Source organism: Haloferula sp. A504 (assembly GCF_044385805.1).
GTDB lineage: Bacteria > Verrucomicrobiota > Verrucomicrobiia > Verrucomicrobiales > Akkermansiaceae > Haloferula.
This window is the reverse complement of the sequence record NZ_JBISBU010000002.1, coordinates 134,774-155,670: the sequence shown is the minus strand read 5'-3', so window position 1 is coordinate 155,670 and position 20,897 is coordinate 134,774. Positions and strand designations below refer to the sequence as shown.

General features: G+C 65.4%; 14 protein-coding genes. 7 read left to right on the top strand and 7 right to left on the bottom strand.

Annotated elements, in window-relative coordinates; all coding sequences use genetic code 11:
- Positions 1-52: 52 nt before the first annotated feature.
- Positions 53-853 carry an MBL fold metallo-hydrolase gene (locus ACG2LG_RS01590; RefSeq protein WP_396255729.1) on the top strand — a complete coding sequence of 267 codons (801 nt, stop codon included), beginning with the start codon at positions 53-55 and terminating at the stop codon, positions 851-853.
- 60 nt (positions 854-913) lie between these two features.
- On the opposite strand, the gene ACG2LG_RS01585 is transcribed toward ACG2LG_RS01590, so the two are convergent.
- A complete protein-coding gene (locus ACG2LG_RS01585) occupies positions 914-4,258 on the bottom strand; it encodes a zinc-dependent metalloprotease family protein (protein WP_396255727.1) in 3,345 nt (1,114 codons plus the stop codon).
- A 108-nt stretch (positions 4,259-4,366) separates the two neighbouring features.
- On the opposite strand from ACG2LG_RS01585, the gene ACG2LG_RS01580 reads away from it, so the two are divergent.
- From ACG2LG_RS01580 to ACG2LG_RS01555, 6 genes are all read left to right on the top strand, one after another.
- Entirely contained in the window at positions 4,367-5,683 is a 1,317-nt protein-coding gene (locus ACG2LG_RS01580; protein ID WP_396255725.1) for a DUF2868 domain-containing protein, read from the top strand.
- Between the two features lie 70 nt (positions 5,684-5,753).
- Positions 5,754-7,202 carry a GTPase/DUF3482 domain-containing protein gene (locus ACG2LG_RS01575; protein ID WP_396255724.1) on the top strand — a complete coding sequence of 483 codons (1,449 nt, stop codon included), beginning with the start codon at positions 5,754-5,756 and terminating at the stop codon, positions 7,200-7,202.
- Positions 7,203-7,223: 21 nt separating this feature from the next.
- Positions 7,224-7,877: a hypothetical protein gene (locus ACG2LG_RS01570; RefSeq protein ID WP_396255722.1), complete on the top strand. Its 654-nt coding sequence runs from the start codon at positions 7,224-7,226 to the stop codon at positions 7,875-7,877.
- Positions 7,867-8,094: a hypothetical protein gene (locus ACG2LG_RS01565; protein ID WP_396255721.1), complete on the top strand. Its 228-nt coding sequence runs from the start codon at positions 7,867-7,869 to the stop codon at positions 8,092-8,094. The genes ACG2LG_RS01570 and ACG2LG_RS01565 overlap by 11 nt, the downstream gene beginning before the upstream one ends.
- A gap of 93 nt (positions 8,095-8,187) precedes the next feature.
- Entirely contained in the window at positions 8,188-8,814 is a 627-nt protein-coding gene (locus ACG2LG_RS01560; RefSeq protein WP_396255720.1) for a hypothetical protein, read from the top strand.
- A 231-nt stretch (positions 8,815-9,045) separates the two neighbouring features.
- The gene (locus tag ACG2LG_RS01555) at positions 9,046-9,618 is read left to right on the top strand and encodes a response regulator (RefSeq protein WP_396255718.1); all 573 of its coding nucleotides are present in this window, start codon (positions 9,046-9,048) and stop codon (positions 9,616-9,618) included.
- A gap of 183 nt (positions 9,619-9,801) precedes the next feature.
- Here ACG2LG_RS01555 and ACG2LG_RS01550 read toward each other — a convergent pair whose 3' ends face one another.
- The 6 genes from ACG2LG_RS01550 to ACG2LG_RS01525 form a co-directional block, all read right to left on the bottom strand.
- Positions 9,802-12,570 (bottom strand): Ig-like domain-containing protein, encoded by a 2,769-nt coding sequence (locus ACG2LG_RS01550; protein ID WP_396255717.1) that lies wholly within the window; start codon positions 12,568-12,570, stop codon positions 9,802-9,804.
- Between the two features lie 47 nt (positions 12,571-12,617).
- On the bottom strand, positions 12,618-14,900 hold the full coding sequence (locus ACG2LG_RS01545; RefSeq protein ID WP_396255715.1) for a LamG-like jellyroll fold domain-containing protein: 2,283 nt from the start codon (positions 14,898-14,900) through the stop codon (positions 12,618-12,620).
- Positions 14,901-14,938: 38 nt separating this feature from the next.
- Positions 14,939-17,836, bottom strand: a complete 2,898-nt coding sequence (locus tag ACG2LG_RS01540; RefSeq protein WP_396255713.1) for an Ig-like domain-containing protein — start codon at positions 17,834-17,836, stop codon at positions 14,939-14,941.
- A 91-nt stretch (positions 17,837-17,927) separates the two neighbouring features.
- Positions 17,928-18,689, bottom strand: coding sequence for a PEP-CTERM sorting domain-containing protein (locus ACG2LG_RS01535; RefSeq protein WP_396255712.1), 762 nt, complete (start codon positions 18,687-18,689; stop codon positions 17,928-17,930).
- A gap of 137 nt (positions 18,690-18,826) precedes the next feature.
- A complete protein-coding gene (locus ACG2LG_RS01530) occupies positions 18,827-20,332 on the bottom strand; it encodes a LamG-like jellyroll fold domain-containing protein (protein ID WP_396255711.1) in 1,506 nt (501 codons plus the stop codon).
- Positions 20,329-20,868, bottom strand: a complete 540-nt coding sequence (locus ACG2LG_RS01525) for a sigma-70 family RNA polymerase sigma factor (protein ID WP_396255709.1) — start codon at positions 20,866-20,868, stop codon at positions 20,329-20,331. The genes ACG2LG_RS01530 and ACG2LG_RS01525 overlap by 4 nt, the downstream gene beginning before the upstream one ends.
- Positions 20,869-20,897: the final 29 nt, after the last annotated feature.

The following is a 20,897-nucleotide window of genomic DNA, read 5'->3' as shown; positions in this document are numbered from 1 at the left end:
CTGATCGCTTTCGGCTTTCAACACCGCGCTGCCCCGATGCATGATCCGGGCCATGCGGTTTGCGGTGCTCGGGAGCGGAAGTGGCGGCAACGCCGCCGTGGTCGACACCGGAAAAACGCGGGTGTTGGTGGACGCCGGGCTGTCCGCCCGCCAGATCCTCCGGCGGCTGGAAATGATGGGCATTTCCCCGGCATCACTCGACGGAATCCTCCTGACCCACGAGCACGGCGACCATGTCCGTGGCCTGCGGGTGCTGATGAAATCCCTCGCCGTGCCGATTTACGCCACGCCCATGACCCGCGAGGTCGTCCGCGAGCAGGTCGGGGCGGCGAGCTGGAAGATTTTTGAAAGCGGCGCGGGTTTCTCGCTCGACGGCCTCACGATCGAGTCCTTTGCCGTGCCCCACGATGCGGTCGAGCCGGTGGGTTTCGTGTTCCGCTCGGAGGAGCGGTCCTTCGGCCTGGTCAGCGACAGCGGTCACGTGACCTCGCGGGTGACCGACGCGCTGCGCGGGGTCGAGGCCCTGTTCGTCGAGGCGAACTACGACGACGGCCTGCTCGAGGCCGACACCCGGCGTCCGTGGTCGACCAAGCAGCGCATCGCCTCGCGCCACGGCCATCTTTCCAATGCCCAGGCCGCCGCACTGGTCGCCGAACTGGCTCCCGACGGATTGAGGCGGGTGGTGCTCGGCCACCTGAGCCGCGATTGCAACACCGCCGAGGTCGCCCTGGCTGCGGTGAGGGGCGCGGTGCCCGAAGTCGCCTGCGCGAGTCAGGACGAGCCCTGCGGCTGGCACGAAGGTCCGGCGGCACCCTGCGACCTCGCCTTCGGGACGGACGAGTTGTTCGGCTGAGAATGGGCCGGAATCCCGCCCCCGGGGTGGGTCGGGGCAGATCCTCCGTGCCCGCCCGAATCACGGACCGGTCACGCGGTAGAAGCGCCGGTCGGGGAGCGGGTCGGTGGGGTCTTCGAGCGTGACGGTGCCCTCGGGACCGATTTCGCCGCTGACCAGCGGATTCCAGCCGTTTAGATCGTTGGACCACTCGACGGCCACGGTGGTGCCCGGGGTGCCGCTGATGACGAACTCGAAGACGCCGTTGGCATTGAGGCCGTAGCTGGAGAAGCGGGTGGGCACGCTGGCGGGGGAAACGGTCAGGCTGACGTCGCGGCTGGTGTTTCCGATGCCGCTGGTGGTGTTGACGAAGCTGATGATGTCGCTGAAATCGCCAGGCTCGAGGGCGGCGGCCTGGGCGTTCAGGGAGACGGTGACCTCGACCGTGGCGGCCGGTTGGATGGTTCCTGAAGCGGCACTCAGGTCGAACCACGGCGCGGTCTTGCTGGCGGTCCAGGCGAGGGCCTCGCCGCCCGTGTTGCCGAGGGTGAAGGTGATCGAGGGCGGAGAAAAGGGTCCGCCCACTTCTCCCGCGGTGGTGAGTCCGGCTTCCGGGGTGATGGTGAGCTCGGCGGGCTGGACCTCGCTGATGGCCACCTCGAAGGTGCCGAGCACGGCTTCCGCCACCGTGTTGTTGAGCGTGTCCTCGACGCTGTCGGCGCGCAGGGTGATGGTGTAGGTGCCATTGTCCGCCGATGCCCACTGGGAGCCGTCGGGCGCGGGGATGTCGTAGCTGGCGGTGAGCGGCGAGCCGTCGGTGCCAAGGTCGGCGCCGATGAAGCCGAGGGTGCTGGTTTCGACCTCGTTGACGAGGGAGAAGGTGGTGTAACCGTTCGGTCCGGTGACCACGAGATCCAGTTCGTCGAGGCTGGCGAGGCGCACGGCGGTATCATCGGTGAAGGTCACGCTGCACGAGTGGCTTGGCGTGCCGCTGAGCGTGATGCCGCCGACGTTGAGCGAGGCAGCCGGCGGATCGGTGTCGAGGGCGCCGTCGCCGAGGATCAGGACGTCGTCGATGTTCCAGCCGATGTCGGTTTGGGGGCGATTCCCCGAGCTGAGGCCCCACCGGATCTGCAGCGAAGAGCTGCCTTCCACCGACGACGGCAGCGCATACTGGACGAGCTGCCAGCTGGTGTCCGAGATCGAGGAGCCGGTCCAGATCGTCGTCCAACTGGAGCCGTTGGTGGAGACCTCGACGGTGCCGGTGCCCTGATTGGTGAGCCGCAGCCATCGCCGGAACTGGAGGGTGAGGTTTGAGGCGGCACTGACGTCGATGGGAGCCGTGGTGGCATAGAGCGGTGTGCCCAGTCCCTTCGGATAGTTGCCGCCAAGATTGTAGGCAATGATGTTGCCGCCGGTGAAGGCCGAGGCTGGGGCGTCGGCCGTGGTGCCGTAGGCGGGCGGGCCGAATTCCCAGCCGGGGTCCTGGCCGGAGCCGGATTGGAGGGTCCATCCCGGATTGAAATCCATGTTGGCGGAGAAGACCGGCACCGGCAGCGCGACCTCGAAGCCGCCGAGCGGGCCGGCCGCGACGAAGGCTCCCTGGGTGTCGGCGACCTGTTCCGCCTCGGCCGCCACGATGTAGGTGCCGTTGTGCGCCGCCGTCCATTCCGAGCCGCTCGGCGGTGGCAGGGAATAGGTGACGACCCGCGGCGAGCCGTTCGCCGGGTCGTTGATGGAGACGAACTGGGCGAGCTGATCGTAGCCACCGGGACCGGTCACGCGGATGTCCGCCGAGTCGATGGTCGCGGTGTTGATGGCAAAATCGTCGGAGTAGGTGACCGTGAGGGTCTGGCTCGACTGCCCGATAGCGGTGAGGTCGGAGGCCTGGAGTTGGGCGAGTGGCGGCGGATTGAAGGCGATCGCCGGGGTGATGGTGCCGCTCAGGTGGTAGGTGCCGATGCTGCCGTAGGAGGTGTAGCCCGTCGGCGGTGAGGAAAGCGGGCTGCCGGCGGCGTCGTTTCGCACGTGGAGGAAGTACTGCCCTTCCGTGAGCGTCGTTGAAAGGGTGGCCCCGGTCTGGGTCGACGGGGCGCTGGTGGTGACGAGTTGGCCCGTCTCGTTGTACAACTCGAGCCGGACGTCGAGGTTGCCGCCACGGGTTCCGGCGGGCATCAAGAACGGGGCCACCGCGAGGTTGAGCGGCCCGTTGCCGTGGACGAAGGAGAAGACGTCGAGGTCGGTGTTGCGCTCGAGGATGCCCTTGTTGTCCGGGCTGGTGTTGTCCGGGTCGGTTTCGAAATCCGTGGAAGCAACCTGGTTTCCGCCGCTGATCACCAGGGCGGTGGCGGTGCCCGGGGTGTTGCCGTGGTCGTCGGGGCGGTAGGCGAGCTTGCCGGCGATCACCGCGAGGTCGTCCTGGGTGTTGTTGGCGTTGAAATACTCGCCCTTGGACCACTGGCTGACGTTGCGGTTGTAGCCGGTGCCCATGATCGTGCCCCAGGAGGTCTCGCCGCTGCCGTGGCCGCCGTAGTACTCGGCCCCGGTGGTCAGGCCGTCGTGGCTGAGGCCGAGATTGTGGCCGATCTCGTGGGAGGCCGCCTCGGCGATGAACGATTCGTTGTTGCTCAGGTTGTTCTGATAGACCCACGCCGGGCTGTAGCGCGACGCAAAGTCGCTGCGGCCGAAGACATTGACGTAGGCCACCCCGCCGGCGGTGCTGAAGGGATTCGGGTTGCCGTCGGAGTCGGTGTTGCGCGTGACCAGGGCGACCGCGGTGCGGTTGGTGAGGGTCTGCGGCGGCTCGGTGGTGACGTTGACATCGAAGGGGGCGTAGTCCTCGGCCATGCGCTGCCAGACCCTCTTGATCGCGGTCTGCTCGGCATCGCTGAAGGTCGTGTAGTCGGAGTCCGTGCTGAAGGGCAGCGCGGTGAAGCTGGTGCGGCCGACCACCGTGTTCCATTCGGTGCCCTCGATCGTCTGGCCGGAGAAATTGATGTAGATGACGTTGGTCGCACCCGGCCGGCTGCTGAATTTCAGGCTTTCGGGAAAGGGGTCGATGGGGATCGCCGCCGCCTCGGGCACCGGATCGCCGGTGGGAGTGGGTTCACTCTCGTCGGCGGGCAGTTCCTCGGCGGGCGGCGCATGGAACCGGCAGGCGAAGCAGATGCCGCCGGAGGCGTCGGCGTGCATCGAGTGGACGTCGTTCTCGGTGAAATGGATGTCGTTCAGCCAGGCGCGGGCACGGGCCTGGGCCACCGGGGGCAGTGCGCGCAGTTCCTGCTGGAAACGGCCCGACGGCAACTCGGCGACCGCGGGCGCGGTTCCGGGCGGGAAGTTGACGGATTGCCCGCGGGCGAACGGGATCAGAATCGTGGTCACGGCCAGGGCGAGAAGGCCTGCGTGCCGGGGATGGGTGCTGGACATCGGGTGCTGGATTTTCCCGGCAAGATAGCCGTCCCTCCCGGTCCGGCCACTCCGAATTCCGCGGTGACGAGGGCTTGCCAGCAACTTGTGGATGCGGAGAGTCGGGATGTGCCTGCGAAGGATGGATCGCGTTGGACGCTTGCGGAGTTGATCGACTTCGAAAGCGCGCTGGCGTCGTGGGACGGGAAGGCGAAGCCCGACCGTGATGGCGGCAGCCGGGCGGTGGTCATGCGCCGCTGGCTTCGATCCCGTGAAACCGAGGGACCCGGAGGACGTTGGACCGGTGGGCTCGGGGCGGCGGCGATGCTGCTGGCCGGGGTCGCCGCGATCGCCGGGGCGGGGGCGGTGTGGGGCTCGCTCGACCGCGAAAGCTCGGGCGTGAACGTGATCTGGATGCTTTCCGCCACGCTGGTCCTGCCGTGGTTGCTGCTGGTGTTCGGAGCGCTTGCGTGGCTTTTCCGCGGCTGCGTGCCCGGGATCGGGCTGGTGGGGGGACTGCTGGAAAAGGTGTCGCTGCGCTTCGCCGGTGAGGAGCTTCGCGCCGGCCTCGACCGCATCCGCCGCAGTGGCGAGCTGGCCAGGGTGCTGGCCTGGCACTTGGCCGCGCGGACCCAGCTTGTCGCCGCGGCCTTTCACGCGGGTGCCTTCGCCGGGCTCGGGGCGATGGTGCTTTTCAAGCAGGTCGGGTTTTTCTGGGAAACGACCACCGAGACGGCGATGCGGGAGTTTCTCGAGCAGGCGGTGGCGGTGCTGTCCGCGCCCTGGGCCGGATTTCTCGGGCGGGCGGTGCCGGATGTGGCCGGATCGCAGATCGGCTCGGCGTGGATGGAGCAGGGCGGCGGGTGGTGGAGCTTTTCGCTGATGGCCTTCGTCGTCTGGGGCGTGCTGCCGCGTGTGCTGCTGGCCGCCTGGGCGGGCTGGCAGAAGCGTCGCTCGCTCGCCCGGCTGACCTTCCAGGCCCCGCATCACCGCAAGCTGTGGCGCGAGCTGAATGCCGTCCGCCGTGGCGAGGAGCCGAAGGGTCCGGTCGATGGCGCACTGGTAATCACCGTCGGCGGGGCCGAGCCGGATCACGAGGCGCTGAGGCCCTTCCTGCTGCGCCGGTTGCGGATGAATCCGACCGCCTGGGAAAGCCTCGGCGTGCTCGACGAGGCCCGCGAGGACGCGGCCCGGGAGGCGCTGGCCAAGGCGCCCGCCGGCATCGTGCTTTTCGCCGAAGGCTGGTCGCTCGCACCGCGGCAGATGGAGCGGGCGCTGGCCGAGGTGGCGGCCCGCGCCGGGGAACGACGGCGGGTGCTGCTGGTCGGCGATCCGGTCGAGGGCGGGATCGAGGCGGTGACCGACGACGAGCGCGCGCAGTGGGAGCGTTTCGTCGATGAACGGGGTGCGGAGGAACTGGAACTCGTGTTTTTCGAGCCATCATGAAGAAAAGTGATCGGCGACGGGGCTGGAAGCCCCGGCCACGGCAACTGGAACTGATTTTCTACGAAGCCCCATGAGCGAGGAATGGTGGAACGCGGACGTGCCGGCCTTCGTCGTGGTCGGTCGGGTGAATGCCGGCAAGACGGCGACCCTGGCGACCTTGCTGGAGGTCGACGACGACGCGATCCTGCGGGTCTCGCCGACGCCCGGCGAGACGACCGCCGTGCAGCCGCTGCCGGTGATCTACGACGACGAGGAATGGATCCGCTTCTTCGACTCGCCGGGCTTCCAGCAGCCGGTCGAGGCGATGCGCGAGATCGAGCGGATGGCCGGTGGCGGCACGCCGGGGCCGGGCGAGGTGCGGCGCTTCGTCGAGGAATGCGGTGACAATTTTCCCGACGAGGTGCGGCTGCTCGGCCCGGTGGTCGAGGGCGCGGGGATCCTCTACGTGGTCGATCCCTGCAAGCCGCTGCGCGATTCCTTCATCGCCGAGATCGAGATCCTGCGCTGGAGCGGCCGGCCGCGGCTTGCCCTGCTCAATCCCCAGGGCGAGCCGAACGAACATGAGGAGGCCTGGCGCGAGCGGCTCGGGACCTCCTTCAACCTGGTGCGGACCTTCGACGCCCACCGGGCGAAGTACGACGAGCGTCGTAAGTTGCTGCTTTCCCTGCTCCAGATCGAGGAACGGCACGCCGGGCGGATCGAGCACGTGATCGAGGCGATGGAGCGCGAGTGGGACCAGCGTCGCGAGGACGCGGCCGAGGCGCTGGTGGACTTTCTCGAAAAGACGCTGACCCTGCGCACCCGCGAGGGCCTGGACGAGCGCGACAAGGGGGTGCCGGCCCGCCGCGAACGCAAGGAGGAGGCGCTGATCGTCGAGTACTACGGCAAGCTGGCCAAGCTCGAGGCGGCCTGCCTCGACCGCTGGCTCGGGATCTACCGCCACCATCTCATCGAGGCCGACGTCGACCCCGCGGCGCATCGAGGGCTCGACCTTGCGACCGAGGAGACCTGGCGCCGGTGGGGCCTGAATCGCTGGCAGTTGGTGGCGGCCGGGGCCACCGCCGGCGGCGCGGCGGGCGGGGTGATCGACTTCGGGGTCGGCGGTCACAGCTTCATGCTCGGCACGGTGATCGGGGCGATCGGGGGCGGCACGGCGGCCTTCCTGAAGGGTGGGAAGCTGCCGGAGCTGAAGATCAAGCTGGGGGGCGGCCTGAAGTGGAATGCCGGCGACGGCGAGACGCTCGTCGTCGGTCCGCCGAAGAACCCGAACTTTCCCTGGGTCCTGCTGGATTCGATGCTGGTGCGCTACCGCAGCATCCTGGCGAGGGCCCACGGGCGTCGCGATCCGGCCTCGCTCGACGAAGGCGGCGACGGGTTTGCGCGGGGCTTTTCCTCCGAGCGCCGCTCGCGCCTGCAGAAGTGGTTCACCTCCTGCCTCAAGGGCTCGCCCGACCGGGCCCGGGAACCGGAGGTGTTTGCGGAACTGGTCGACTGCCTGGAGGAGGTGGAAGAGGCGTGAAGGAGCGCCGACAGACGGACCATGATGAAGCGCATTGCTTATCCCGGGGCGGAGCGCGAACTCGGCCGCCAGATCCACGAGGCGGCGCTCGATCACGAGGCCTTCGCCATGCCGCTGAAGGTCTGCGATCTCTCGAAGTGCCGGGCGACCTGCTGCCACGACGGGGTGTTCCTCGATGCCGAGCAGGAGAGCGGGATCGCCGGGGTGGCGGGGCGGCTGGCCAAGTACGGTTTCCACCGTAGTGACTGGCGGGAGCGCCGGGGCGGACGAATCAAGACCGCAACGGTCGGGGCCTCGGAGGTGGAGCTGGCGGAGGATTTTCCGGCGCACTTTCCAATAACCCGCTGCGTCTTCCTCGACTCGCAGCACCGCTGCCTGCTCCAACGTCTGGCCGTCGATGAAGGGCGGCACCCGTGGTGGTGGAAGCCGGTGTCGTGCTGGATGCACCCGCTGCTGCTGCGGCAGCGCGACGGGCGGCCGTTTCTCACCCTGGCGACGCCGCAGGGCGATCCGGCGGCGGCGCCCGGCTATCCGGGCTTCGGTTCCTTCACACCCTGCGGGATGCCGTGCGACGAGGGCGAAGCGGCCTGGAAAACGCTGCGCGGCGAGCTGGAGATGCTGGGGCAGCTCGCAGGAAGAAACCTGATCGCCGAACTTTCCCGCGATGAAGGCTGAGCGCTCGGTCGCGATTGCGGGCTGTGGATCGGCCGGGCCCGCCCTGGCCGTGCTGCTGGCCCGGCAGGGTTGGCGCGTGCGGCCATGGTTTCAGTCGGAGCGCGAATGGCTGACCCCGGCTCGGCGGGTTTTCTTCCGGGCGATGCAGCGGATCGGTCCGGCCCGACGCTTCATGACCCGGACGATGGCCGGCCTCGCGGTGAGCGGCGAATCCTGATCCATGACTCCGATTCGGGTCGGGCAGAAATTTGCGACCGGGCCCAAGATTTCGATGGAAAAATTTGCGGAGCGGAGCGATATAGGGGATCCCATGAAAAGAAAAAGCGACCGTTATCCCTCGACGGTCGGGCGCCTGTCCAACTGGCTTGAGGCGTCCTCTCCCCCCTATTCGCTCGCCGTGGGTGCCACCTGCGGCTGCGATCTCGCCCGCCTCGAGCGGGAAACCTGCGATGCTCTGAACCGCGTGCGCGAACTCCAGGGTTCGCGCTTCGGCTGGTTCGGCTTCGAAGACATCCGCCATCTGTCCGGCCAGCCCGGACTGCGGCGCTTCATCGTCACCCGGGCCGATCTCGACAACCCCCGCTTCCACACCTGGAACGACATCGAGGTGGTGCTCCGCGGGTTGGCCTCGCTCGGCGGGGTGGTCCTCGGCGGCCAGGCGGCGATGGATGCCACCCACGACCTCCCCAACGTCTGCCGGGTGATGCTTTCGCGTTGCGACTCCTGCCGGGAAAGCGAGCTCAGCGGGATCGTCGATCCGGGCCGTTGCGGTGAAGGCCAGCTGGTCTCGGAGGTGATCCGCACCTTCCTCGACTGGGTGACCTATCGCTCCGGAGGACGCTGGGAGCCGCGCCTGCCGCTGGCCGAAGGGGAGGATCTCAAGGCGATCCACGCATCGATCCGCGAAAGCTCGGGACCGGTGGCGCTCGCTGGATAGTCGGGAAAGCCCCGGCCTGAAGGTCTGAAGTCCGCGCGGGCCATCCGGCTCGTTTGCTTTCGGGACGGTACCCCACAAGCCTGAAACCTTGCGCGCCCGGATTCCGAAGACCTAATGCACAGAGGTATAAGTCTCACCGGTCGGGACTTGGCGTTCTTCGCGTCTTTGCGGTGAATTCCATCTGACCCGCAAGATTGAAGCATCTGGTACAGCCCATCACCGAACCAACCGATGAAAACCGAAACCGAGATCTGGCTGGTGGAAGACAATGAGATCTTCGCCACCGGGGTGCAGCGCACGATCGACCGCCTGGAAGGCATGCGATGCGGCGGCCGATACGGGTCGGTGGAACAGGCCTTCGCCGCGCTCGATGCCGGCGGCACGCCGGAGGTCATCCTGCTGGACGTGCAGTTGCCCGGCATGGACGGCATCACGGCCCTGTCTCATCTCAAGGCCAAGGCGCCCGGGGCGCAGGTCGTGATCCTGACGGTGTTCGACGATGCCGACAAAATCTTCCGCGCGGTCTGCGCCGGAGCGTCGGGCTACGTGCTGAAATCGTCGACTCGCGCGGAAATCGGCGAGGCGATCCGTCAGGTGATCGACGGCGGGGCCTCGATGGCGCCCGAGGTGGCGCGCAAGGTGCTGGACACCCTGGCTCACAAGGACGACTCACCGGGCGGCGACGACTACGGGGTGACGCCACGCCAGCGCGACATTCTCCGCCTGATGGCCGATGGCCTGGTGAAGAAGGAGATTGCCGAAGTCTTGAACATCAGCGTGGCCACGGTTTCGACGCACATGTAGCGGGTCTATGAGAAGTTGCACGTGACCACCAACACGGGCGCCGTGGCCAAGGCGCTGCGTGAGAAGCTCATTTGAGCCGAAGAAAACGCACGGAAGAGACTGTCCTGTGGCGAGCCGGAGCGCTTCATCCCGCGCAAGAAATCCGGCAGTTCTCCGACCCCCGCTTGGCTGGGGGGGTTCAACTCATTCCTGCGCCACTCCGGCCCGCAGGAAGAGCTTGTCCAGCGCCTCGCTGGCGGTGGCGGTAACCATGGCACTGGAGTCGGCAAGACTGGCTGCAAGGTGAACGGTGGGGCCGCCGGGTGGACCGGCGCTGCCATCACCAACATACCAATGCTCAAGATCCAGGGACCATTCGTAGAAGCCGCTGAGATCGCTGGGCGGGACCTTGCTCCGCGGATGGACGAAAGTGGTGGTGACACCGTCGGTGGCAAGACCGGTGAGGCCCGCATTGAACTGGCCGGGGTGGGTGCCGAACCACGCTTCAAGGCCATTGCTGAGCCGGTCGCCGTCCGGATCGAGAGCAAAGCCCTGCTCGGCGGGATCGAGTCCGAAGGATGGGTCCGAGATCCATGAGTTGAAGTCGTCGGCGACGGGCGTGAAGCGGAGAATGGCGTCTCCGTTCCCGGCCGATTCGTGGTTGAAGATGGCCAGATAGAGGCTGCCGTCGTGGACGGTGAGGAAGTAGGGGTTCATTCCACTGGGAACCAGGTCGCTGAGGTCTTCCCAGTTGCCGGTTTCGAATTGGTCAAAAGTCTCGAAGCGGATGAACTTGTTTTTATTGAAGTCGGTGCCGGCGGCAAAGGATTCGGTGAAGTAGCTGGTGACATACCAGTAGCCGTCAAAATACTCGGCATCGTTGATGACCAATCCGGTCCGTTCCCAGGAACCCGCGGATCCGCTGCCCCCACTCGGGTCGTAGCTGTTGTAGATCGTGAAGGTCGGCGTGTCCCAGTCGGTGATCTCGACGATCCGGCCGGCGGAAGATCCGACCACGTAGATCTTGCCGTTGACGAGGCTGATGGCCCGCGCATAACCGCCGGTGGGCGCCTGGACCGCGGTCTCATTCTGGCCGATCGCGGTGAAGCGGAACACGTGCCCCGAATTGGGATTGAGGGCATAGATCCAGCCCGTATCCGGATCATACAATGTGTCGTGCGGACGATTCAGGCCAACGCCGGCGATCGAGTTGGTCTGGGCGGCGATGGTGCCGCTTGAGAGATCGCTGAAGGCGATCATCCGGTGATTCGCGGTGTCGTTGGCGTAGTAAAGCCCGTCGACCGGGTTGTAGGCCAGCGAGTGGGGCCCGCTGACCGATACCGGCGACGCGAGCCAGGCGGCGTCGGGCCCGTCGCGATAGAGAAAGCGATTGTTCCTCAGGTCGGTAATGATCTCTTCGCTGCCGGGACCAAAGGCGATGTGGGTCGGCCATTTCAGCTGCAGCCCGGTCGCATCCGGCGCGTAGGTGCTGACCTCAAGGCCGCCTTGCGTGTTCGCTGCGGGGATGGAGAAGTTCCAGTCGGTGTCGTTGAGGATGCCTGCGAAGCCGTTGCCCGAAAGGTCGGTGATCGCATCAGAGCTTACCCGGATGCCGTAGCTGCTTCCCTCCGCAAGATTTTCAGTGGGGTTGATGGTCAGCGTGGAGCCGGCGACCGTCACCCGCCCGTCGGGCAGGGCGATGAGGGTGTCGGTCCCGGCAGTCAGGTTTCTGAGAGTCACGTTTCCCCCACCGGTAAGAGTCACGGGCTCGTCGAAGTTCGCCTCCAAATCCGTGGAGGGATCGGCCTCGGTGCTGTCATCCGCAGGCACCGTCGAGACGATCCGGGGAGGGGTGGTATCCAACTCGGCCACGGTCGTGAAACTCCAATCCTCGTCGTTGAGAATCCCGGCGAAGGCATCTCCGGACACATCCTCGAGGGCATCGGCGCTGATCCGGACCGCGTAGCGGGTGTCGAGTTCGAGATCGGTGGCGGGGCTGATGGTCAGGGTGGAACCGGACACCGAGACGCGGGGGTCGGGAAGGTTGATGAGAACATCCGAAGCCGGCACCAAAGTTAGGTTGTGGAGGGTGACCGTGCCGGTGCCGGTCAAAACGACCGGTTCGCTGAAGGTGGCGACCAGATCTCCCGAGAGCGGCACCTCGGTGGCATCGTCCGAAGGGTCCAGCGCCGCGATGACCGGCGGCGTGCCGGCGGTGGAATTGCCGGCATTGTAGTGGGTCAGGATGGTGGTCGCATCCAGCACCGCATCGTAGATGGCGACCTCGTCCAGGAGCCCATCGTAGGGGCGGTAGCCGGCGTCGGTCGAATCCGGTCGCGCCGCGCCGATCGTCAGGTGGGCTGTCGCCCCAAGAAAACCGTCCGCTCCGTTGAAGGTGGCCCCGTTGGCGAGGACGGTGTTCGAGTTCACAAGCACGCCGTTGATGTAAAGTTGCAGCGCCCCTTCGGTTTCACTGCCGGTGATCACGACATGATGCCACTGGCTGGCGGGGATTGGAGACGACACCGTCTCGCGCACACTCCCCGGATTTCCCTGGTGCACCAAACCGACCGTGCCCGCAGGAATGTTGTTGTTCTCCGCGCCGATGCCGATCAGCACATCGTCGTTCCAGCCGCCCTGGTCATTACCGAGGAAATTGGAGGCACCGGTCTTGGCGGGATCGTAATTCACCCAGGCTTCGACCGTCCATTCGCTGAGGGAATTCGTGAGGCCCGAGGCCGCGCCGACAAAGCCGCCGCCGAAGTCGTAGGCAGTGCCGCCCTGCGGGAAGCTCGGTTGCCCGACGGTGACCGGGCCACCATCCGTGTTGAAGGTTCCGGTGTAGGTTGATCCCGTGGCGGCGGAGTTGGCGGCAGTGGTGCCGCTGGTTTCGTCGAACTCGTAGTAGACGATCGGATTGTCCGCCAGGACCACCTCCCGATAGGAGGGTGTGCCCGCCTGCAATACAGCCATGCACCCTACGATCGCAGTGGCGCAGATGATCTTCGGCCAAGCTTGCATCACGGTTGGGTGACTTCAACTCTGACAAAAAGCCTGCTGGTCGAGGTGCCGCTGACGTCCGCCGTCACGGTGACGAATCCTCCCGTCGGCGCACCCGGGGTGATCGTCACGGTGGTGCCGTCATGGCTGTCGCCGCTCGGGGTGAAGGTCACCAGGTCCTTCGACCAACGGTAGCCTGCGGTCAGGTCCGTGGCAGGGTTGTCGCTGACCGGATGGGTGAAGGTGAACTGATTGCCGGTGACGTCAGCCGCCTGCAAGCCCTGGTTGAACTGGTCCGGCCGGGTGCCGAAGAAGTTCTCGATGCCGTTGTCGATGCCGTCGCCATCGGGATCCGCATCCAGGCCGATGATGGCCGGATCGGTCTCACCCGGGAAGAAGCCGTCGACCCAGTCGCTGAAGCTGTCCCCTCCAGTTTCGGCAAGCGCTGCGATCTCGGCCGGGGTGAGCACCTCATCATAGTAGCAGACGTCATCGATGAGACCGCCGAAATGGGCGGAATCCAATCCACTGACATTGGTCCGCCGTCCGATCGTCGCGAAATTCCAATCCAGGGCGCCATCACCCGCCGCTGAGATATCGGTGGGGCTTCCCTGGGCGACCCCGTTGACGTAGGTGATTCCCTCGTTGTTGATCCGGTTGTAGGTGACGGCGATGTGTGTCCAGACGCCATCGGTCACCACGGTGTCCCCATCCACGTCGACCTGATCATTGCCCGCGAGTTCACCCTCGATGAAGCCTTTCACCAGACCCGTGGCATCGTCGATGCCGAGGGTCACGATCGGGATGTCCCCGCTGTCGCCAAGACCGATCACGTAGGAGTAGATGTCTCCGGCCGAGGCGTCCGCATTGCGCTTGATCCATGCCGCCAGCGTCACGCCGCGACCCGAGGGAAGGGTGGGGATTTCAAGAATGGCGTCGATATCGACCGCGTCGGCATCGACTCCGAGGCCCGACAGTTCCAGCACGCTGCCGCGCTCCGCGTCCATGGTCAGGTTTGCATTTCCTTCCAAGGTGCCATCATGGCCGTTGCCGGATGAGTCGGGCGTGACCCCGCCCGCTTCGGATTCAAATTCCCACTTGCCGACCAGGCCGGGAGGGGCCGCAGTCGCGAAATGCCAGGCGTTGTCGTCGAGTAAGCCGTCAAAGGCCTCGCCGTCCACGTCCTCGATGGCGTCGCCCGTGATCCGGATCGCATAACTGGTGGCGACGGCGAGGTCGGTGGCGGGGTTGATCGTCAAGGTGCTGCCGCTGACCGTGACCTGCGGGTCCGGTAGGGGAATGACGATGTCCGAGCCCGACCCGAGGGTGAGGTTTCGGATTGTGACCGTGCCGTTTCCGGTCAAGACCACCGGCTCGCTGAAGGTCGCGACCAGATCCGAGGAAATGAGCACTCCGCTTGAGTCGTCAGCGGGGCTGAGTGTGGCAATGACCGGCGGGACACTCGCAGTGGATGAGCCCACGGTGTAGTGGTTGAGGATGGTGGTGGCATCCAGCACGGAATCGTAGATGGCCACTTCGTCGAGGAGTCCGTCGTAGGGGCGCCGCCCTCCATAAGCATCAGGGCCTGCGGCACCAACGGTCAGATTCGGCGTTCCGATGCCGCCATCACCATTGAAGGTCACGTTGCCTGCAATGGTCGAGTTCTGGGCAACCTGCACGCCATTGATGTAGAGGGTGAGGGTGCTTGTCCCCGCACCCGTTCCGTTCTCTCCGGTGATCACCACATGGTGCCACTCGCCGGCGGACAATGCGGCGCCGACGAAATCCCGGGTCGTATTTGCATTGTCCTGGTGAATGATGCCGACGTTTCCTGGGCCGATACCGCGGGCGCCATCCTCGGGGCCGATGCCGATCAGGACATCATCGTTCCAACCGCCTTGGTCGTTGCCCAAAAAATTCGACGCGGTGGTCTTGGCCGAATCGTAGTTCACCCACGCCTCGACGGTCCATGCGGTCAGCGAGTTCTGCAAGGCGTTTGCCGACAAGACCGCGCCGCCGCCGAAATCATACGCGGTTCCGCCTTGGGCGAAGCTGAACTGATTGATGGTGACGGCACCTCCGGTCGTGCTGATCGTTCCCGTGTAGGTGGTGCCGGTGGTGGCGGAGTTCGCTGCGGTCGTGCCGCTGGTCTCGTCGAACTCGTAGTAGACGATCGGATTGTCAGCGAGGATGACGTCGCGATATGCGGTGGTGCCGGCGGATGCCCATGGACCTGTCGCCAATATCAGGGCTGTGAGCACCGCGATGTCAGGGAGAAGCTTTGAATTTTGTTGTGCGTTCATGGTCAGGAGTCGAACGGGTTTTTGTTTCAAGGGCTTGGTCAAGGCGCTGGCGCATTGGGGCCGAGTTGCAACCGGTAGAACTGCTTGTCGGCGGGTTTCGGCGTGGTCCAGTTGACCGGATCGCCCTCGTCGAACCAGTTCGTCAGGTCAGGGCTGCTGCGCATCTGGAGATCGATGCTGACCTCGCTGCCCTCGACGCGGAAGGTGGTGTCCGGGCTGAGATCCAGGATCATCTGCTCGGTGAAGAGGTCGAATCCGACCGGGTCCCCCTGGATCAGCGAGACCGTGGCGGCATCGTTGCGCAGCGGGTCGGTCCCGCCCGCGATCTCCTCGGCGTCGCCGATGCCGTCGCCGTCGCTGTCGGCCTTGTCGGAGTGCGTGCCGTGGATGACGAATTCATCATAGTTGTTCACCCCGTCGGCGTCAGTGTCGTAGTCGGGATCATAGTAGTCGAGCACGCCGTCGCTGTCGGCGTCGGCCGCCCCGAGCGGCAGGGTGAAATCGAACTGATGGTCCGCGGCCGTCAGGAAGTTCTCTTCGAGCGGCGAATAGGAGGAGACCTTCACGGTCTGCCCGTCCGGGTGGAACTCGAGGATGCGCATGTAGGCCTCGCCCCCGAGGGTGCGCATCTGGTAGTTGATCAACATCTGGTGGACCGGGTCGCCGGCGAGGTTGTTTTCCAGCAGATAGCCGGTGCCGTCGTTCAGCACGTGCCCGTTGAGGGTCATGGCGAAGTTGTAGTCCTTGACGAACTTGTCCCAGAGTTCCTGCCCGTCGTTCACGCCGCCCGGGGTGCTGTAGACCGGGTCATGCGGATTCCAGCTCTGGCTGCTGCCCTTGGTGGCCCAGTCGTAGCGGGTGTTGTCGGAATACATGTAGGCGTGGGTGATGAGGATGCCCTTGCGGGTCGGATACTGGTCGTAGATGCCCCGCGCCCACGCGATGGTGGAATCACGCGGGCCCCATTCGAGGTTGAAGATGATCCACTCCGTCCCTCCGGCCTCGAAAAGGTGGTAGGTGTTGTCGAGCTTGCCGACTTCCATGGCACCGCCGAAGGTCGGCCAGGCCGCCGTCTTGGCGTAGGAGAAGTAATCGTTCATCAGGGTGTCGCGGGTGCTTGCGCCTCCGCCCGGCCCGTAGTCGTGGTTGCCCCCAACGAGCGTGTAGGGCACCGCTCCGTCCAGCACGCGGATCGAGGTGCGTGCCCGGGTCCATTCGGTATCGTTGTTGTTGTCCACGATGTCGCCCAGATGCAGGACGTAGCGGATGTTGCGCAGGCGCACGTTGTCCCGGATCCAGGCGGTCTGTGCACTGAAGACGCCGGGGTAGAATTCCGCATACTTCTGGGTGTCCGGCAGCACCACCAGAGTCCAGGCTCCCGGAGCGACACCACCTTCCGGTGCCTCCGCGGGGATGCTGAAGTTCCAGTCGGTGTCGTTCAGAATCCCGGCAAAGGGATTGCCCGAGAGGTCCTCCACCGCGTCCGCGCTGATGCGGACCGCGTAGGCGGTGTCATCGTTGAGATCCGCCGTCGGGTTGATGGTGAGGTCGGAACCCGAGACGGTGACCTGCGCATTCGGCAGGGTAATCACCAGATCCGCTCCGGATCCGAGAGTCAGATTGCGAAGCGTGACGGTGCCGTTGCCGGTCAGGGCGACCGGTTCGTCGAAGGTTGCCACGAGGTTGGCGGTGCGGTCCAGCAGGATGGAATTGTCGGCGGGAACCGTCGAGGCGAGCGCCGGCGCCGTGGTGTCGATCTCGGCAATCGTCGTGAAGTTCCAGGTGCTGTCGTCGAGGATGCCGGCAAAGGCGTCTCCGGCTTGGTCCTGCACGGCATCGGCGCTGATCCGCACCGCGTATTGGGTGTTCAGGTCGAGGTCCGTGGACGGATTGATGGTCAACTGGGCACCGGCCACCGAGACGCGGGCATCCGGGAGGTTGATGACGGTGTCCGAGCCTGCGCCGAGGGTCAGGTTGCGGATCGTCACGCTGCCTGCTCCGGTTAAGACCAGCGGTTCGGTCAAGGTGGCCACGAGGTCGGAAGACAGGAGGGCGTCCGAGGCGCCATCGGCCGGGCTCAGGGCGCTGATGACCGGCGGTGTTCCGGCGGTGGAATTGCCGGCATTGTAGTGGGCCAGGATGGTGGCGGCATCGAGCACGGAACCGTAGATGGCGACCTCGTCCAAGAGTCCGTCGTAGGGGCGGTAGCCGCCATCGGTTGAATCCGGTCGTGCCGCGCCAATCGTCAGGTGGGCCGTAGCCCCAAGAAAACCGTCCGCTCCATTGAAGGTGGCACCGTTGGCCAGGTCCGTGTTCGAGTCGGCCAGCACGCCATTGACATAGAGCTGTAGCGCACCTGCCGTTTCACTGCCGGTGATGACGACATGATACCAGCTACCGGCATCGATGGTGGATCCCACCACTTCCCGGATTGATCCGGGGTTGCCCTGGTGCACCAGACCGACCTGACCCGCACCCACGCCCACAGCCCCGGTCTCCGCTCCGATGCCGAACAGGACGTCGTCGTTCCAGCCGCCTTGGTCGTTGGAGAGAAAATTGGAGGCACTGGTTTTGTTGGGGTCGTAGTTCACCCATGCTTCGACCGTCCATTCGCTGAGCGAACTCGTCAGAGCCGAGGCCGACCCGACGAAGCCGCCACCAAAGTCGTAGGCGGTGCCGCCCTGCCCGAAGCTCGGTTGCCCGACCGTGACCGATCCGCCAGCGGTGCTGATCGTCCCAGTGTAGGTGGAACCGGTGGTGGCGGAATTCGCCGCGGTCGTGCCGCTGGTCTCGTCGAACTGATAGTAGACGATCGGGTTGTCGGCGAGAATGATGTCGCGGTAGGCGGTGGTGCCGGCAAAGGTGGCACCGGAGAAGAGTGTCAGAAGGCTGGCCGCCTTGAGAACAAGGGATAGGGGATGCTTATGCTGTTTCATGGGCAAAAGAATGGCCGGGCAGCGACGCCGCCCGGCTCATCAAGGTGAATCACCCCGGGGGGGAACGGGATACCGAAAGTGGGTGGAACGCTTACCGACGGCGGCGAAGGACGAACAGACCGCTGGTCAACGCAATCAGTGCCACGCTTCCGGGCTCCGGAACCGCTGCGAAACCGAGCATGGTTGGGTCCAGACTGTCGCCGCCATCAATGCGGACGCCGGCGATGGAGCTGAGCGTCGCTGCATTGGTGATCCCGAAATCCGAGAAGGAAAGGGCGACGCCCCGGAAACCCGTGTTATTGGTTACGGCCGTGCCAGCACCATTCACGCGCTCGAAATCCATCTGTGCGATCGTGGTGGTGGAAAAATCCACCGTGATCGAGTTGCCCACCACGTTGCCGAGAGCGCCGTCGATGAATTCAACCGTTCTGTTTCCATCGCCGCCACCAGCATCAAAGACGAAGAAGATCTGGTCGAGACTGGTGGGCGCGGCAAAGAAGAACTCGCTGTCGTTGCCAATGTTGACCATCCCGGTGTCGATTCGATTGTCGGTCACGGAGAGTTGGTCATCCGCCGCCGTCAGATTCGTGGCATTGATGCCCCAATATGGAGTGATGCCGGTGCCCCCCGAGGCCGTGGTCGAAGTCGCGGTCGAGAAAGTGCTGTAGGTGGTCGTGCCGACATTGAAGGATACCAGCGTCGACGCGTATTGGATTTCGATGCCGGTGTTGTCTGTGCTGGTAACGTTCCCATTAACGGGGTCGTTCCACGTGACAGAAGTAATGGTGGCGGCACTTGCGGACAGCACTGAGAGACAGAATCCGGCGAGGAGAGCTGAGATGTTTGGCTTCATGAATGATTGGGGATCAAGACGGTTGCACGGGGGCTTGGAGAGTCATCGATGGACTCATTGGGAGACAAAACGGAGGGGCGGAACGTTACACAAAAAAGGGAATTTCTCGTCGGTCCGGTTCTGACCGGGCGCCCATTTCATTCCCGGAGAAGCTGCCGGATGTCCTCGGCGGGCAGGGGGCGGTCGTAAATCCGGACGTCGTCGATCAGGCCGCCGAAGAACCGGTCGTCGCGGTCGAAGTGATCCAGGTTCCGGCCGATGGCTCCGTGGCGCCAATCCAAGGCCCCGTCGCCCACGGTGGAAATGTCGGTGGGCGAGCCCTGCGCGACGCCGTTGACGTAGGTGATCGCTTCGTCGTTCACCCGGTCGTAGGTGATGGCCACATGCGTCCACGCGCCGTCAACCACTACGGTGTCTCCCGTCACTTGGACCTGGTCCGAGCCTCCATCCCCCTCGACATAGCCGACCACCCGCTTGGACGACTGGGTGATCCCGAGCGTCATCACCGGTGCATCCTCGCTGGCGCCGAGAGCGACGATGTAGCCGTGCTCGTAGCCGGCGGAGGCGTCCGGGTTCCGCTTGATCCAGGCGGCCAGGGTGCCTCCCCGGTGGGCGAGCAGCGTCGGCATCTCCCGGACGGAGTCGATGTCGACCCCATCGCCGCTGGATCGGAGGCCGGAGAGGGAGAGCACCCTGCCGCGGTCCGGATCGGTGACGATGGTGGCGTTCCCCTCGATACGTCCCGAGTGACCGTTTCCCGAGGCATCCGGCGTGAGGCCGTCCGACTGGGACTCGAACTTCCAGTGCCCTACCAAGCCCTCAATGTTGGGGAGGACCGTCGCAAAGCGGTCGCCGTCGGCGTCGATCCGGTGCAGTTTCCCCTGGTCGTCCACCCGCCGGGCTTCGCCTGCTTGCAGGGTTTGCACGTCGCCACCCTCGATCCGGGAAGTCACCTCGACGGCGCCCCGCGTCACGTGGACCTCTTCCCGACCGACAGTGGAGGCATCGATGCCGAAGGCGGTCCCGAGGTCGACGACGCTCAGTCCCGGGGTGTCGACCGTGAATCCCTCGGCACCGGGCGGAACTTCGAACCAGGCGACCCCCTCGTCGAGGGCGACCCGGTCATGGCGGATGACCCTCAGGCTGCAGGGTGCCTCCACCACCACCCGCACTCCGGATTCGAAGGTGCTTTCCAGGGTGCCGCGGGTCATGCGCAGCGAGGAGCCCGCCGCCAGCACCTGGCCATCGAGTGGGTCTCCGTCCTCCGACTGGGCGTGGGCCAGGGTGAACTCGGAGTCCGGGGTGACCCGGAAGCTGGCGATCGGCGAAGGTGGCACCTGCAGCAACGACAGGACCAGGGCCGAGATCAGGATGATCGCGGCCGCCGCCGTCAGGGCGATTCTGACGATCCGGCTCCGCTGGCGGGCCATGACCCGTTCGATCGGCACGATTCCCGCTTGCTGGACGAATGCCTGCCCCTTGTGGCGCGTTTCGAGGATCGAATGGATCCGGGCAAGTTCCCGATAGGTCTCACGGGCGGCGACATTTTCCAAGAGTTCGGCCTCGAGGGCGTCGACCTCCTCGGCCGAGAGCTCGCCATCGAGCATTCGGAGGATGGTGGATTCCAACTCGGAGGGACTCATGCGAACTTGGTGCCGAGTTTGGTTTCGACGCAATCCCTGAGGATGGCCCGGATCCGGAGCAGGGCGATCCGCAGGCTCCCAGGCGATTTATCGACCGTGGCCGCGTGTTGTTCAAGGGATCTGCCGGGGGTGTAGCGTGCCTTGACGAGATTCCGCTGGTTGTCGCTCAGCCTTTCGAGGCACCCATCGAGGGCGGCGAGCACTTCTTCGTTGGTCTGCTCGAAGGGCCCCATCTCGGCGAGAGCCTCGACCAGGCGGTCGGTGAAGACGATCAGCCCATCGCGCTTGATCCGGTTGCGGTAGGCGAGCACCTCGTAGCGCGCGATCTTGAAGGCCCAGGCGGTGAAGTTGGTGCCGTGCTGGAAGCGGGCGCGTTTCTGCCAGAGGACGGCGTTGGTGTTCTGGAGGACATCGTCGACGTCCTGGCTTCCCGGCATCAGCGACACGATGAAGGCACGCAGGTTGGCCTGATGGCCGGTCATCAGGGTGACGTAGGTCTGCAATTCGTTCCCCTCGTTCTGCTTCCTGAATGGCATGTCCGTTGCGGTCGCCGGAGCGTCAGCTT